General features: G+C 70.3%; 15 protein-coding genes. 10 read left to right on the plus strand and 5 right to left on the minus strand.

Annotated features, from left to right (window positions below; all coding sequences use genetic code 11):
• Positions 1-281 precede the first annotated feature (281 nt).
• Positions 282-1,013, plus strand: coding sequence for a TIGR03089 family protein (locus QWJ39_RS14405; RefSeq protein WP_290258535.1), 732 nt, complete (start codon positions 282-284; stop codon positions 1,011-1,013).
• Positions 1,014-1,056: 43 nt separating this feature from the next.
• On the opposite strand, the gene QWJ39_RS14410 is transcribed toward QWJ39_RS14405, so the two are convergent.
• Positions 1,057-1,623, minus strand: coding sequence for a GtrA family protein (locus QWJ39_RS14410; protein WP_290258536.1), 567 nt, complete (start codon positions 1,621-1,623; stop codon positions 1,057-1,059).
• A 199-nt stretch (positions 1,624-1,822) separates the two neighbouring features.
• On the opposite strand from QWJ39_RS14410, the gene QWJ39_RS14415 reads away from it, so the two are divergent.
• Genes QWJ39_RS14415 through QWJ39_RS14435 form a run of 5 tightly spaced genes read left to right on the plus strand, consistent with a single transcriptional unit; the run spans position 1,823 to position 7,446 of the window.
• Positions 1,823-2,968: a 5-(carboxyamino)imidazole ribonucleotide synthase gene (locus QWJ39_RS14415; RefSeq protein ID WP_290258589.1), complete on the plus strand. Its 1,146-nt coding sequence runs from the start codon at positions 1,823-1,825 to the stop codon at positions 2,966-2,968.
• Positions 2,965-3,537, plus strand: a complete 573-nt coding sequence (purE, locus tag QWJ39_RS14420) for a 5-(carboxyamino)imidazole ribonucleotide mutase (protein ID WP_290258537.1) — start codon at positions 2,965-2,967, stop codon at positions 3,535-3,537. Before QWJ39_RS14415 ends, purE begins: the two co-directional genes overlap by 4 nt.
• Before the next feature lie 11 nt (positions 3,538-3,548).
• Positions 3,549-5,219 (plus strand): LCP family protein, encoded by a 1,671-nt coding sequence (locus tag QWJ39_RS14425; protein ID WP_290258538.1) that lies wholly within the window; start codon positions 3,549-3,551, stop codon positions 5,217-5,219.
• 11 nt (positions 5,220-5,230) lie between these two features.
• Positions 5,231-6,484 (plus strand): mannose-6-phosphate isomerase, class I, encoded by a 1,254-nt coding sequence (manA, locus tag QWJ39_RS14430; protein ID WP_290258539.1) that lies wholly within the window; start codon positions 5,231-5,233, stop codon positions 6,482-6,484.
• A gap of 2 nt (positions 6,485-6,486) precedes the next feature.
• A complete protein-coding gene (locus QWJ39_RS14435; RefSeq protein ID WP_290258540.1) occupies positions 6,487-7,446 on the plus strand; it encodes a peptidoglycan bridge formation glycyltransferase FemA/FemB family protein in 960 nt (319 codons plus the stop codon).
• A gap of 102 nt (positions 7,447-7,548) precedes the next feature.
• Here QWJ39_RS14435 and galE read toward each other — a convergent pair whose 3' ends face one another.
• The gene (gene galE, locus QWJ39_RS14440; protein WP_290258541.1) at positions 7,549-8,517 is read right to left on the minus strand and encodes a UDP-glucose 4-epimerase GalE; all 969 of its coding nucleotides are present in this window, start codon (positions 8,515-8,517) and stop codon (positions 7,549-7,551) included.
• Between the two features lie 79 nt (positions 8,518-8,596).
• On the minus strand, positions 8,597-9,634 hold the full coding sequence (gene glpX / locus QWJ39_RS14445) for a class II fructose-bisphosphatase (RefSeq protein WP_290258543.1): 1,038 nt from the start codon (positions 9,632-9,634) through the stop codon (positions 8,597-8,599).
• A gap of 228 nt (positions 9,635-9,862) precedes the next feature.
• Here glpX and QWJ39_RS14450 point away from each other — a divergent pair, with 228 nt between their 5' ends.
• The 3 genes from QWJ39_RS14450 to QWJ39_RS14460 all read left to right on the plus strand — a co-directional run bounded on the left by QWJ39_RS14450 (position 9,863) and on the right by QWJ39_RS14460 (position 12,667).
• A complete protein-coding gene (locus QWJ39_RS14450) occupies positions 9,863-10,522 on the plus strand; it encodes a DUF4245 domain-containing protein (protein ID WP_356903547.1) in 660 nt (219 codons plus the stop codon).
• Between the two features lie 10 nt (positions 10,523-10,532).
• The gene (locus QWJ39_RS14455; RefSeq protein WP_290258545.1) at positions 10,533-11,147 is read left to right on the plus strand and encodes a carbonic anhydrase; all 615 of its coding nucleotides are present in this window, start codon (positions 10,533-10,535) and stop codon (positions 11,145-11,147) included.
• Between the two features lie 83 nt (positions 11,148-11,230).
• Positions 11,231-12,667, plus strand: coding sequence for a class II fumarate hydratase (locus QWJ39_RS14460; RefSeq protein ID WP_290258546.1), 1,437 nt, complete (start codon positions 11,231-11,233; stop codon positions 12,665-12,667).
• A gap of 126 nt (positions 12,668-12,793) precedes the next feature.
• Here the strand turns inward: QWJ39_RS14460 and QWJ39_RS14465 are convergent, their stop codons facing one another.
• Both QWJ39_RS14465 and QWJ39_RS14470 read right to left on the minus strand, forming a co-directional pair.
• Positions 12,794-13,264, minus strand: coding sequence for an NUDIX domain-containing protein (locus QWJ39_RS14465; protein ID WP_290258547.1), 471 nt, complete (start codon positions 13,262-13,264; stop codon positions 12,794-12,796).
• Between the two features lie 10 nt (positions 13,265-13,274).
• A complete protein-coding gene (locus tag QWJ39_RS14470) occupies positions 13,275-13,820 on the minus strand; it encodes a prepilin peptidase (RefSeq protein WP_290258548.1) in 546 nt (181 codons plus the stop codon).
• 94 nt (positions 13,821-13,914) lie between these two features.
• Between QWJ39_RS14470 and QWJ39_RS14475 the strand changes: the two genes are divergently transcribed.
• Positions 13,915-14,562 (plus strand): GNAT family protein, encoded by a 648-nt coding sequence (locus QWJ39_RS14475; RefSeq protein WP_290258549.1) that lies wholly within the window; start codon positions 13,915-13,917, stop codon positions 14,560-14,562.
• Positions 14,563-14,823 lie beyond the last annotated feature (261 nt).

Consider the following 14,823-nt stretch of genomic DNA (forward strand, 5'->3'; position numbering starts at 1 on the left):
AGGCACGCCACGCCCGTGTTTTTTTGCGCGGCCTGCGGCCTATCCCCGCCAAATGGGAAGCATGCTGACCACCTTTGGGGGCCTAACGGCGATTTCTGCTCCCTTTTGGCTGACATTCCGGCATGATCGGCGGCGGCCCCCTCCCCCGCGGTGACCGGGCATGTGACGGCACCGATGTGCCCGGCGCCGCGCGCCGTGACCGAGATCACTCGCTGCGGGTCGAGGGCAGGTCCGGGGTACTGCCAGGCGGGCGCGGCGGCCGCCGTGGCAAGATGAACGCCATGAACATCCCCGCCGCCGACCTGATGTCGGCCCTGCGTTCCGGCCAGTCCACCGCCCCGCGCCTGACCTGGTACGGCCAGGACGCCGAGCGCGTCGAGCTCTCCGGCCGGGTGCTGGATAACTGGGTGGCGAAAACCAGCAACCTGCTGCAGGACGAACTGGACGCCGAACCGGGGACCCGGCTGCGACTGGACCTGCCGGCGCACTGGAAATCGCTGGTGCTGGCCCTGGCCGCCTGGCAGTTGGGGATGGAGGTGGTACTGGCGGACGGCGACGCCGAACTGCTCGCCACGGCGGATCCCGGCCCGGCCGCGGCCGCCGGCGGAGTCGACGCCGTGCTGGCCGTGGCGCTGCCGGCCTTGGCGATGCGCTGGCCGGGCGAACTCCCCAGCGGCGTGCTCGACTATGCGGCGGAGGTCCGCAGCCACGGGGACTTCTTTATGGCCTACGTTGACCCGGAGCCGGACCGGACCGCGCTGCGGGACGCCGCCGGCGTCGACCATCCGCACGGGCGGCTGGTGGAGGGCTTCGGGGCCTTGCCAGGGGTTGCAGATGACGGCGCTGGCAGCGCTGCGGCGCCGCGGTTGCTGGTGCAGGCCGGGGACGGCCTGGAGGCGGCGCTGTCACGGGCGCTGTGGGCCTGGTCCCGGGACGGCTCGGTGGTGCTGGTGCACCCGGACGTTGCCCTGACCGAGCGGCTGCTGGGCGACGAGCGGATCAGCCTCCGCTGATCCGTAGTGCTCTGCTCTGGCCCGCGAAGCAGGCCTACGGGGCCTAGCGTCCGTCCGGCGTCGCGCCCGGGGTTCCGGTCTCGCGGCCGGCCGGCACTGATCCGGCGGCGTGCGGGTGCGGGTGGCGTTCGATGATCTCGTGGTCGCCGGAGAACTCCGGTTCGTCGTCGAGTTCCTTGTTGAAGACCAGGAAGCGGTAGGCGAAGAAGCGCACCACGGTTGCGACAAGGATGCCGAAGACACCGGCCAGGAACAGCATGTTCTTGTCGGTGATGCCCATGCCGTACTTGGCGAGGGCGGTCAGGCCGGTGGAGATGCCGATGCCGATGCCGTTGATCAGCACGAACATCACAAACTCGCGCAGCACGTTGGCCTGGCGGCGGTGCCGGAAGGTCCAGAAGCGGTTGGCGATCCAGGAGAAGATGGTGGCCACGGTCGCCCCGACAAAGCGGGCCTTGGCCTCGCTGTCGGACATGGGGCCGTGCATCAGGTAGTAGGTCAGGCCGTTGTCGATGACAAAGGCGACACCGCCGACGGCTCCGAACTTCGCTACTTCGCGCCAAAAGAGCGAGGCGAGCCCGCGGATCCGGTCTGCAAGTGTGGTGATCATGACCCTCCGAGGGCGTTGCTGTCTGTGGGCCGGGTGGCCGACGGCCCATTTTAGCGCCGTTTCCCCGGAGATTGCCCCGCCACGGGGACTCACCGGCCCAAATCACGGGTCCGGGGCCTCGTCCGGCGCCGGGTTCGGTAGGCTGGTCGATGTGACTTTTCCAGTAATCGGCGTGGTTGGCGGCGGCCAACTAGCCCGCATGATGGCCCCAGCCGCGACCGCTCTCGGCTTCGAACTCCGTGTCCTCGCCGAGGCTGAGGACGTCTCCGCGGTGGCCGCGGTGGCGAAAGCCCCGGTCGGTGACTACAAGGACCTGGACCACCTGCTGGAGTTCTCCCGCGGGCTGGACGTCCTCACCTTCGACCACGAGCACGTGCCCACCGACCACCTGCGCGCCCTGATCGATGCCGGCGTCAATGTCCACCCGGGCCCCGACGCCCTGGTCAACGCCCAGGACAAGCTCGTGATGCGCGCCGCGATCGACCGGCTGGAACTGCCGAACCCGCGCTGGGCCGCGGTGGACGACGTCGACGCCCTCGTGGCGTTCGGCGACGACGCCGGCTGGCCTGTGGTGCTGAAGACCCCGCGTGGCGGCTACGACGGCAAGGGCGTGCGCGTCATCGCCTCGGCCGGGGACGCCGCCGCGTCGGCCGACTGGTTCGAGTCGATGTCCCCGCTGCTGGCCGAGGCCAAGGTCGAGTTCAGCCGCGAACTCTCCGCCATGGTGGCCCGCACCCCGGACGGCGAGTGCCGCGCCTGGCCCGTCGTGCACACCATCCAGGTCGACGGCGTCTGCGACGAGGTGATCGCCCCCGCCCTGGAGATCCCGCTGGAGGTCGCCGCCGCGGCGGAGGACGCCGCCGTGCGGATCGCCAACGAACTCGGCGTCACCGGCGTCATGGCCGTGGAGATGTTCGAAACCCCCGGCGTCGGCTCCGGCTTCCTGATCAACGAACTGGCCATGCGCCCGCATAACACCGGCCACTGGACCCAGGACGGCTCCGTCACCAGCCAGTTCGAACAGCACCTGCGCGCCATCCTGAACCTGCCGCTGGGTGCCACCGACCTGCTGGGTCCGGTGGTGGTCATGAAGAACTTCCTCGGCGGCGCCAACCAGAACCTCTACTCGGCCTACCCCGCGGCGCTGGCCACCGAGCCGGCCGCCAAGGTCCACAGCTACGGCAAGGCCGTGCGGCCGGGCCGGAAGATCGGCCACGTCAACCTTGTCGGCGGCTCCACCGCCGACGTCGACTCCGTCCGGCAGCGCGCCGGCGCCGTCGCCGCCATCATCCGGGACGGCCGGCCCCAGGCCGCCGCGCCCGAGACCACCGGGGAGACCGAATGACCACCACCACTGACACCACCGCCGCCCCGCTCGTCGGGCTCGTCATGGGCTCCGACTCGGACTGGCCGGTCATGGAGGCCGCCGCGGAGGCGCTGGCCGAGTTCGGCATCCCCTTCGAGGCCGACGTCGTCTCCGCCCACCGGATGCCTACCGAGATGATCCGCTACGGGCAGACCGCCCACGAGCGCGGCATCCGGGTCATCATCGCCGGCGCCGGCGGCGCGGCCCACCTGCCCGGGATGCTCGCCTCGGTGACGCCGCTGCCGGTGGTCGGGGTGCCCGTGCCGCTGAAGACCCTCGACGGCATGGACTCGCTCCTCTCGATCGTTCAGATGCCCGCAGGCGTGCCGGTGGCCACCGTCTCCATCGGCGGCGCCCGCAACGCCGGCCTGCTGGCCGTGCGCATGCTGGCCGCCGGGACGGACGCGTTCGCCGCGGAGCTGCGCGCCGAGTTGCTGCGCTTCGCCCAGGACCTCAACGACGCCGCCACCGCCAAGGGCGCCAGCCTGCGCGCCAAGGTGGCCGAGGTGTTCTCCGCCGAGAACACCGAGCCGCGGGGCGGCCGGTAAGGATTCCCACCATGAGCGAAGGATCCGCCGGCGCGCCGGACACTGCCCGGCCCGGGCGGACCCGGCTGACGGACCCGGTCCGGTATCCGCGGGGAGCCGCGCCCGCCACCCTGACCCGCCGTGGGATCCTGCTGATCCTGCTGACCCTCCTGGTTCCCGGCAGCGCGCAGCTGGTGGCCGGCGACCGGCGGCTGGGACGCGCCGCCCTGCGCGTCACCCTCACCGTCTGGGCCCTGGTGCTGCTGGGGCTGATCCTGCTGGCCGTCGCACGGCCCACGCTGATCAACCTCGTCGCCAACCCGATCACCTCGCTGATCCTCGTGATCGTGCTCGCGGCCCTCGCCGTCGGCTGGGCGGCCCTGTTCCTGAACACGCTCCGGCTGATCCGGCCGGTGCTGCTGCCCGCGGCCCGCACCCGCGCCGCCGTCGTCCTCGGCCTGGTCGTCGCGATGGTGCTCAGCGCCGGCGGGCTCGGCTACACCGCCTACCTGCTGAATGTCGGCCGCGAGGCGATCGGCACCATCTTCGCCGACGGCCCCGCGATGGAACCCTCCGAAGGCCGCTACAACTTCCTCATGATGGGCGGCGACGCCGGCGCGGACCGGACCGGCCGCCGCCCGGACAGCCTCTCGGTGATCAGCGTGGACGCCAAGACCGGCGCCTCCGCGATCATCTCGATCCCCCGCAACCTGCAAAACGCCAGGTTCAGCGACGATTCGCCGATGCGGAAGATCTACCCGGACGGCTACAACTGCGGCGACGAATGCCTGATCAACGCGATCAACACCGAGGTCACCAACGAACACCAGGACCTCTACCCCGGCGTCGAGGATCCCGGGGCGCAGGCCACGCTCGAGGCCGTCTCCGGCACGCTGGGCATCAAGGTCCAGGCCTACGTCCTGGTGGACATGGACGGCTTCGCCAAGCTCATCGACGCGATGGGCGGGATTCGGATCAAGGCCGGCGGCTGGGTCCCCATCAGCGGCGAGACCATCGACGAGGCCAACGGCATCCACGGCATGCCGCTGGGCTGGATCCCCGCCGGGGACAACACCCTGGACGGCTACCACGCCCTCTGGTACGGCCGTTCGCGCGAATTCGTCGACGATTACGCCCGCATCGCCCGGCAGCAGTGCGTCCAGCAGGCCATGCTCAAGCAGCTCGACCCGGGCACCCTGCTGACAAAGTTCGAGGACATCGTCAAGGCCGGCACCAAGGTGGTGGACTCCAACGTCTCCGCCGGGCAGCTGGGCAGCTTCGTGGACCTCGCCATGAAGTCCAAGGGCCAGCCGGTCCGCCGCCTGACCGTCGGGCCGCCGGACTTCGAGGCGTACTTCTCCACCGTCCCGGACTTCGACCGGATCCACCAGGCCGTGGACAAGCTCCTCGGCCCGGCCCCGCAGGCGGCCGCCGGCACCGATGAGCTGCTGCGCCCGGCCGCGGTCCCCGGACCGCTCTCCGCCGCCGGCGCCGGGGCCGGGCTGTCGACTCAGACCGCATCCCGCACGGTGCCCGGAACGTCGCCGGCGCCGTCGCCGTCGTCCTCGGATTTCATCCCGGTGACCACGACGCCGGACGGTGAACCCATCACCGAGGAGATGCTCAACGACTTCAAGCGCCAGGGCGACGAGCAGTCGATCCGCAACCTGGTCGCCACCAACGGCCAGTGCGCCCCGCTTTAGGATAAGGATCCATGTACGCACTCGAGAACGTCCTCCGCCCCTACGCCTGGGGCTCCCCCACCGCGATCGCCGGCCTGCTGGGCCGCCCGGCCTCCGGCGGCCCGGAAGCCGAGCTGTGGATCGGGGCGCACCCGGACTCCCCCTCCACCGCGGCGGGAGCGGACGACGGCGGACCGCTGGCACTGGACGCGCTGATCGCCGGCGACCCGGACCACTTCCTGGGCAGTGAGAGCATCGCCGCGTTCGGCCCGCGGCTGCCCTTCCTGCTGAAGGTCCTCGCCGCCGACCACCCGCTCTCCCTTCAGGTGCACCCCACCCTTGAACAAGCGCGGGCAGGCTTCGCGCGCGAGGAGGCCGCCGGCGTGGACCGGTCCGCGGCGACCCGCAACTACAAGGACGACAACCACAAGCCGGAGATGATCTTCGCGCTCACCCCGTTCGACGCGCTCTGCGGCTTCAGGCCGGCGGCCGCGTCCCGCGCCGTGTTCGAGGACCTGGCCCGGGCCTTCGAGCAGGCCGGCCGCGAGGTGCCGGCCCTGCTGCCGCAACTGGTCGGTGACCTCGCCCGGCCGGAGGAGGACCAGGCCCTGCGCGCCGCGTTCGAACGGCTGATCGGCGGGGGCGACGACGTGGCCGCCGCGACGGCCGCCGTCGTCGAGCTGCTGGCCGCCGGCACCCCGGAGGGACCGGACGCCACCGCCCTCGACACCGTCGGCACCCTCAACGCCGAGTACCCCGGCGACCCTGGCGTGCTGATCTCGCTGCTGCTGAACCGGATTTCCCTGGCCCCCGGCGAGGCCGTCTACCTGCCCGCCGGCAACGTGCACGCCTACTTGCACGGACTCGGGATCGAGGTGATGGCCTCCTCGGACAACGTGCTGCGCGGCGGCCTTACCCCCAAGTTCGTGGACGTGCCCGAGCTGTTGCAGACCATCGCCTTCGAGGCCGTGGGCGTCCCGGAGCTGCGCGCCGAGCAGACCATGCTGGGCCAGGAGCTGTACCGGCCGCCGTTCCAGGAATTCGCGCTGCAGCGCATCGAACTCGCCCCGGGCGGCGAGGCCGTTCCGCTGGCCCAATCGGGCGCCGCGGTGCTGATCGTGGTGGCCGGGTCCGTGATGCTCGATTCGCCCAAGGGCGACCTCCGGCTGGACCGCGGCGGCAGCGCCTTCGTGCCCGCCGCCGAGGCGCCGGTGAACGTCCACCCGGCCGGGGACACCGCCGAACCGGCCGTCGTCTTTGCCGTGACCACCGGAATGAAGGCCTGATCATGGACCACTTCCTGCAGGGCCCGGACTGGGCCCGCGTCCAGCGCGACCTGGGCCGCACCGTCCACGAGGAGTCCGGCGACGGCTGGAGCTACCTCGCCATCGAGGAAAGCAACCCAGCCGGCAAGCTCCTCTACGTCCCCTACGGCCCGGTGGCTGGGTCGGTGGCCGCCTTCGACGCCGCACTGGCCTCGCTGACGGACCGCGCCAAGGCGTCCGGCGCGGTCTTCATCCGGGTCGAGCCGGTCAGCGCCGGGTTCTCCGCCGCGGAGGCCGACGCGGTCCTGCGCAGCCGCGGCCTGCGCCCGGCACCGGCGAACCTGCAGCCGGAGCTGAGCTGGATCGTGGATCTTGAGCAGGACTTCAAGGAGGTCCTGGCCGGGATGAAGCCGGTCAACCGGAACCTCTACCGCAACATCCACAAGAAGGGCGTGACCTTCCGGGCCAGCCAGGACCCCGCCGAGATTTCGGTCCTGCTGGGATTCCTGCACCAGACGGCGGCCCGCAACGGCTTCAAGCCGCAGAGCGATGAGTACCTGACGCAGGTGGCGCGGACGCTGATGCCCTCGGGCGCCGCGACCCTGTTCATCGCCGAGCTGGAGGGATCACCGATCGCGGCGGCCCTGACGTACGACTCGGCGGACACCCGCACCTACGCCCACGCGGCGCTGGATGACACCCACCGCAAGCTCAGCGCCGGCATCCCGCTGGTGGTGACCCTGATGGCGGACGCCAAGGACAAGGGCCTGAAGCACGTGGACCTCTGGGGCGTCGCGCCGGCGGACCAGCCGGACCACAAGTGGGCCGGGTTCACCGCCTTCAAGAAGTCCTTCGGCGGCCGGGAGGTCGCCTACCCGGGCACCTGGGACCTGCCGGTGAACAAGCTGCGCTACGGCGGCTACCAGCTGGCCCGGAAGGGCGCCCAGGTCCTGAAGGGGCTGCTCCGCAGGCTGCGGAAGTAACCCCCCGCGGCGGGTTTCGCCGTGCGACACGCAAAAACGCCCGCGCCCCCGGAATGTCCGGGGCGCGGGCGTTTTTGCGTGTCGCCAGGCCGCAGGGCGCCGTTACTGAGCCCCGGCGCGCTTCTGCGCCTCGTAGGCGCTGGCCACCATGTCCTCCACCGTGTGCCGCATCTTCCAGTCCAGGTCCCGGGCGGCGCGGGTGCCGTCCGCCACGATCCGGTCCGGGTCGCCGGGGCGGCGCGGGCCGATCTCCGGTTCGAAGTCGATGCCGGTCACGGTGGCCATGGCGGTCATGATCTGCTTCACGGACAGGCCGTCGCCGGAGCCCAGGTTGTAGACCCGCTCCAGCGGCTTGCCAGCGGCCAGTGCCTGCGCGGCGGCGACGTGCGAGGCGGCGAGGTCGGCGACGTGGACGTAGTCGCGGACGCAGGTGCCGTCCTCGGTGTTGTAGTCGGTGCCGTTGATCTTCGGCGTCTTACCCGAGGTCAGCGCCCGGAGAACGATCGGGAACAAGTTGTGGGGGCTCGTGTCGTAGAGTTCCGGCGAGCCGGAGCCCACCACGTTGAAGTAGCGCAACGAGGTGTGCTTCAGGCCACGGGCCACGCCCTGGTCCCGGATCAGCCACTCGCCGATCAACTTGCTTTCGCCGTACGGGGACTCGGGCGAGGTGGCCGTGTCTTCCGTGACGATGTCCACCCGCGGCGTGCCGTAGGTGGCGGCCGAGGAGGAGAACACCAGCTTGTCCACGTCGGCCAGTTCCATCGCCTTGAGCAGGTTGGCCGTGCCGGTGACGTTCTGTTCGTAGGTGAGCAGGGGTTCCTGCACCGAGACGCCGGCGTACTTGAAGCCGGCCAGGTGGATGACGCCGGTGACGCCGTGGTCCACCATGCTGCGGGCCACCACCTCGGTGTCCAGGATGCTGGCGTGCACGAACGGCACGTCCTCCGGGACGAATTCGCGGTGGCCGCTGGAGAGCGAGTCCACCACCAGGGAAGGGATCGAGGCCGCGCGCAACGCCGCGACCACGTGGGAGCCGATATATCCTGCACCGCCGGTTACAAGCCAAGTCATGGCACCACCCTATCGGGGTAAAGCTGATCCCGGCACGCGGGCGCGTACCGGGATCAGGAAATGACGAAGCGGGTGGCCGCTAGTGCTTGCGGGCGTAGCCCTCCCACTTGCTGGCCTGGTGCTCGCCGTCGACGAAGCGGATGGTGCCGGACTTGGAGCGCATCACGATGGACTGGGTGAGGACCTTGTCCTTGGAGTAGCGCACGCCCTTGAGCAGGTCGCCGTCGGTGATGCCGGTGGCGGCGAAGTAGCAGTTGTCGCTGGAGACGAGGTCGTTGGTGGAGAGCACCCGGTCCAGGTCGTGGCCGGCGTCGATCGCCTTCTGCTTTTCCTCGTCGCTGGTGGGCCAGAGGCGGCCCTGGATGACGCCGCCGAGGGACTTGATCGCACAGGCCGCGACGATGCCTTCGGGGGTGCCGCCGATGCCCATCAGGGCGTCGACGCCGGTGCCGGAGCGGGCCGCGGCGATGGCGCCGGCGACGTCGCCGTCCATGATGAACTTGGTGCGCGCGCCGGCCTCGCGGATCTCGTCCACCAGCGGGCGGTGCCGGTCGCGGTCCAGGATCATGACGTTGAGCTGGTTGACCTTGACGCCCTTGGCCTTGGCGATCAGGTGCAGGTTCTGCTTGACCGGCAGGCGCAGGTCCACCATGTCGGCGGCCTCGGGGCCGGTCACGAGCTTCTCCATGTAGAAGACGGCGGAGGGGTCGAACATCGAACCGCGCTCGGCGACGGCCAGGACGGCCAGGGCGTTGTTGATGCCGAGGGCGGTCAGCCGGGTGCCGTCGATGGGGTCGACGGCGACGTCGACCTCGGGGCCGGTGCCGTCGCCGACGCGTTCGCCGTTGAACAGCATCGGGGCTTCGTCCTTTTCGCCCTCACCGATGACCACGACGCCGTTGAAGTGGACGGTCTGGAGGAAGGAGCGCATGGCGTCGACGGCGGCGCCGTCGGCCTTGTTCTTGTCGCCGAAGCCCACCCAGTGGCCGCCGGCGATGGCCGCGGCCTCGGTGACGCGGACCAGTTCCAGGGCAAGGTTGCGGTCAGGCTCGTCGATGCCGACGGCAAGCGACGGGGAAAGCGTGGAGTACTGCTGGGTGATGGACGCAGGTGACACGTGAACCTCTTCTTCGAGTGGCAATCATCGAACCCGCCCGGCCGGGTGGCGGCCGCAACGGTCGTTCGTCTCTTACCGATCATAGTCACGGCCGCGTCCTTCGGTCAGAGGATGACGGACCCTTACCTCAACCTACTGCCCGGTACGGTCCCGGCAGGGTGCGGCCGGGGGCCGCCGGAAGGCCGCCGCGGAATGGGAGATCGGTGCGCCATGGGCGACTATAGAAGGGTGAATGAATTGCAGGAAACGCCGTCCGAGGCCCCCCGAACGCCGGCCCCGGCGGACCAGCCCGTCAAACCCGTCATCCGCGCCGCCGCGGCCAAACGGGCCAACGCGTCGGTAATCGGCATGATCATCGCCCTGGTGCTGAGCATCGCGGCGTTCCTTCCGGTGGTGCTGATGAACCCGGCGCCCAAGAGCGACGGCTACCGTCCCAGCATCGACGTCGCCGGCATCGCCGCCAACGCCGCCGGAGTGGCAGGATTCACACCGGTCGCCCCGCAGGCCGGCGACGGGTACCGGGCCAACTACGCCCGCTGGGAGTCCGGCATCGCCACCGGCGTCGCCACCTGGGAGGTCGGCTACCTGACGCCCAAGGACTCCTTCATCGGCCTGGTCCAGACCAGGCAGTCCAACCCCACCTGGCTGCGGGACCAGACCAAGAGCGCCCCGGTCACCGGCACCCGGAACGCCGGCGGCAAGGACTGGGAACTGCGTGACACCGGCAAGGGCGAAAAGAGCATGGTCCTGAACTACCGCGGTACCACTGTGGTGCTCAGCGGACCGGCGACCCTGGCCGAGTTCTCCACCCTGGGCGCGGCCGTGGTCGCGGCGCTGGACAGCAACCCCGCCGCAACAGTTTCTGCGACGGCGGCACCCTCGACGTAAAGTAAGCAGGGTGACCACTCAACTGACTCCCGCCCTCGCCTGGCGCCGCCTGCAGGAAGGCAACCAGCGCTTCGTTGCCGGTGAATCCTCGCACCCGAACCAGGACGCCTCGCGCCGGTCCTCCCTGGTGGAGAACCAGCACCCGTTCGCCGTCATCTTCGGCTGCGCCGACTCCCGGCTCGCCGCCGAGATCATCTTCGACCTGGGCCTGGGGGACGCGTTCGTCGTCCGCACCGCCGGCCAGGTGATCGACGACGCCGTCCTCGGCTCGCTCGAGTACAGCATCGGCGTGCTCGGCGTGCCGCTGATCGTGGTCCTGGGCCACGACAGCTGCGGCGCCGTCATCGCCACCAAGGACGCCGTCGAATCGGGCGAGATGCCCGGCGGCTTCGTCCGCAGCCTGGTCGAGCGCATCACCCCGGCCGTCCTGACCTCGCTGCGCAACGGCCACACCGAGGTCAACGACATGGTCGAGGAAAACGTCAAGCAGATCGCTCAGCGGCTGGTGGACAGCTCGCGCACCATTTCCGACGCCGTAGCCAACGGCAGCACCGCGGTGCTGGGCGTGACCTACCGCCTCGCCGAGGGCCGGGCCGACCGGGTCTCCGGGATCGGCGAGCTCTAGGGTCCTCCGCGTGCACCTCATGGGGTCCGGTGGCGCCGGTTCACGGTTTTCGAAGCGGCGCCCCGGCCCAATAAGCTAGCCCCATGACTTCCACAGCAGATTTGACCAACGAAGAATTCCGCATCGAGCACGACACGATGGGCGAGGTCCGCGTCCCGGCCAACGCCCTGTACCGTGCGCAGACGCAGCGTGCAGTCGAAAACTTCCCGATCTCCGGCAAGACCCTGGAGCGCGCCCACATCGAGGCCCTCGCCCGGGTTAAGAAGGCAGCGGCGCAGGCCAACGCGGAGCTGGGGGTGCTCGACGGCGAGCTGGCCCAGGCGATCGCCGACGCCGCCGACGAGGTCGCCGCGGGCAAGTACGACGGCCACTTCCCGATCGACGTGTTCCAGACCGGTTCCGGTACCTCCTCGAACATGAACACCAACGAGGTCATCGCCGAGCTCGCCTCCCGTGCGCTGAAGGCCGGCGGCAGCGACAAGGTGGTCCACCCGAACGACCACGTCAACGCCTCGCAGTCCTCCAACGACGTGTTCCCCACCTCCGTCCACGTCGCCGCAACCTCCGCGCTGATCAACGACCTGATCCCGGCCCTGGGCTACCTGGCCGAGTCCCTGGAGCGGAAGTCGGTCGAGTTCAAGGACGTCGTGAAGTCCGGCCGCACCCACCTGATGGACGCCACCCCCGTCACCCTGGGCCAGGAGTTCGGCGGCTACGCCGCGCAGGTCCGCTACGGCATCGAGCGGATCAACGCCTCCCTCCCCCGCGTCGCCGAGGTCCCCCTGGGCGGCACCGCCGTCGGCACCGGCATCAACACCCCGGCCGGCTTCCCGGAGCGCGTGATCGAGCTGCTCGCCGCGGACACCGGCCTGCCGCTGACCGAGGCCCGTGACCACTTTGAGGCCCAGGCCAACCGTGACGGCCTGATCGAGGCCTCCAGCCAGCTGCGCAATATCGCGATCTCCTTCATGAAGATCAACAACGACCTGCGCTGGATGGGTTCCGGCCCCAACACCGGCCTCGGCGAGATCGCCATCCCGGACCTGCAGCCGGGCTCCTCGATCATGCCGGGCAAGGTCAACCCGGTCATCTGCGAGGCCTCCATCATGGTCGCCGCGCAGGTCATCGGCAACGACACCGCCATCGCCTGGTCCGGCACCAACGGCGCCTTCGAACTCAACGTCGGCATCCCCGTCATGGCCGCCAACCTGCTCGAGTCCGTCCGCCTGCTGGCCAACACCAGCCGCGTCATGGCCGACAAGATGATCGACGGCATCACCGCCAACGTCGAGCGTGCCCGCTTCCTGGCCGAGGCCTCCCCCTCGATCGTGACCCCGCTGAACAAGTTCATCGGCTACGAGAACGCCGCCAAGATCGCCAAGAAGGCCGTCGCCGAGGGCCTGACCATCCGCGAGACCGTGGTGGCCATGGGCTTCCTGGAGCGCGGCGAACTGACCGAGGAGCAGCTGGACACCGCCCTGGACGTCATGTCCATGACCCGTCCGCCGCACAAAGCTTAGGGCCCAGGGCCAGCAAGAGGGCCCCGCAGGGGTAGAACGACGACGGCGGCCGGCACCTTCCCGCGAAGGTGCCGGCCGCCGTCGTGTGCGGTGTCTGGAGTGCCCGGACCTACCGGCGGACGTGGACTATCGGCGGAAATAAGCGGCGCCGTCGGCCTCACGGGCCCGCTCGATGTCCTTCAGGTGTCCCGGCAGCAGCTCCGGGAAGTCTTCCGCGTGGAACCAGCCCACGGCGAGGGATTCGTCGTCGTTGACCCGGGCCTCCCCGGAGACGTAACGGCAGCGGAACACCAGGGTCAGAAAGTGGCAACTGTCCCCGTTCGGGTAGACCGTGGGGCCCACGGTGTCCACCGAGACCAGCCGCTCGGCCTCGGCCACGACGCCCGTTTCCTCCAACACCTCGCGGAGCATCCCGGGCGCCGGTTCCTCGCCCGGTTCCAGGATGCCGGTGATCAGGCCCCAGCGGCCGTTGTCCGCGCGCTGGCCCAGCAACACCCGGCCGGCGTCGTCGAACACCACCGCGCGGGCGCCGGGAATCCAGAGCATGTCGTGGCCGACTTTTTCGCGCAGGGTCAGGATGAAGTCGGGGGTGGCCATGCCTGCCAGCCTATCCTGCGGGCAGGAGCAGCATGGCGGCCGCGGCGCCGGCCAGCATGAAGGGCCCGAAAGGGATGTCCGACTTCAGGGTCCCGCGCCGGGAGGCCAGCAGGGCCACGCCCCAGAGCCCGCCGAAGAGGAAGGCCGCGAAGGTGGCGGCGAACAGGTGCCCCCAGCCCAGGAAGCCCAGGTACAGGCCGAGCACCCCGGCCAGTTTCACGTCCCCGAAGCCCATCCCGGCCGGGTACACGGCGCGCAGCAGGAAGTAGAACAGCCACAGCGCGGCCGCGCCGGCCAAGACCCGCAGGCCGGGGACCCCGAACAGGGCGGCGGAGGTCCCGCCGTCGTGCCCGTTCACCGCCGCCAGCAGCGCCGCACCCAGCAGCAGCACCCCGGCCACCAGGTAGGCGGGGAAGACGATCCGGTTGGGCAGCAAGTGGTGGCGGACGTCGATCACGGTCAGCCGCACCGCCAGGACCAGGAAGTAGAGGCACGCCAGGGCCGCCAGCCAGAAGGCCGGCGCCGCCGCTCCCAGCTCGCCCAATCGTTGGATCACCCTCGGATGCTACTCGATGCTGCCCGGCGGGCGCTGCGGATGCGGTGCATTGGTGTGACTGGTGTGACTCCGCCGGCATGGGTAGGCTTCCCCGATGACCGATACCGCCGCGTTCTGGCCGCCCTTCGCCCTGAGCCTCCACACCCCGCGCCTGACCCTGCGCCCCATACAGGACGCCGACATCCCGGCAGCCATCGATGCGGCCCTCTCCGGCGTGCACGAGCCGGGGCGGAACCCGTTCAGCTCGCCATGGGCCGAGAAGCCCGCCGAGGAACTGGGCCCGAACATGGCGAAGTGGTACTGGCGCTGCCGGGCCGGCATGACCCCGGAGGAATGGACGATGCTGCTGGGCATCTGGCACGACGGCGAATTCATCGGCTGCCAGGACATCGCGGCCAAGGACTTCGCCACGCTGAAGACCGTCGGCACCGGCTCCTGGCTGAAGCGCAGCGTCCACGGCCAGGGCTTCGGCAAGGAGATGCGCGCCGCCGTCGCCCTCTACGCCTTCGACTGGCTGGGCGCCGAGGTGGCCGAGTCCGAGGCGGCCGCCTGGAACCAGCAGTCCCTGGGCGTCTCTCGCTCGCTCGGCTACGAACTGAACGGCACCGTCCGGGTCAACTGGGGCGGCGACTTCCAGGACTCCCAGCGCGTCCGCCTCACCCCCGCCACGTTCAAGCGCCCCGACTGGACCCTCACGGTCCATGGCCACGAACCCACCGCCCGGTTCCTCGGCATCTCGTAGGTTGCCGTCCCCGTCCGCCGTGGCTGGCTTTGGCGGGACGTCTAGGGGCTGGATTTTGCAGGCACGTCGGGTGCGGGGCGGCGGCGCCCCGCCGTCGCTTAGACACCTCCCGTCGCTGCGCTGCGGTCGCTGGGCGACCTTCGCTTCGCTCTGGTCGGCGATGCGCTCCTTAGCGGGCCACCGCAGCCCCGCGCGGGTGGTGGACGCACAAGCCTGAACGGGTAGCGCAGCGATGCGTGCGCGACCCACGCATCCGGGGGT

Origin of the sequence: Arthrobacter sp. YD4 (genome assembly GCF_030410515.1) — a bacterium.
In the GTDB taxonomy this organism is placed as follows: domain Bacteria; phylum Actinomycetota; class Actinomycetes; order Actinomycetales; family Micrococcaceae; genus Arthrobacter.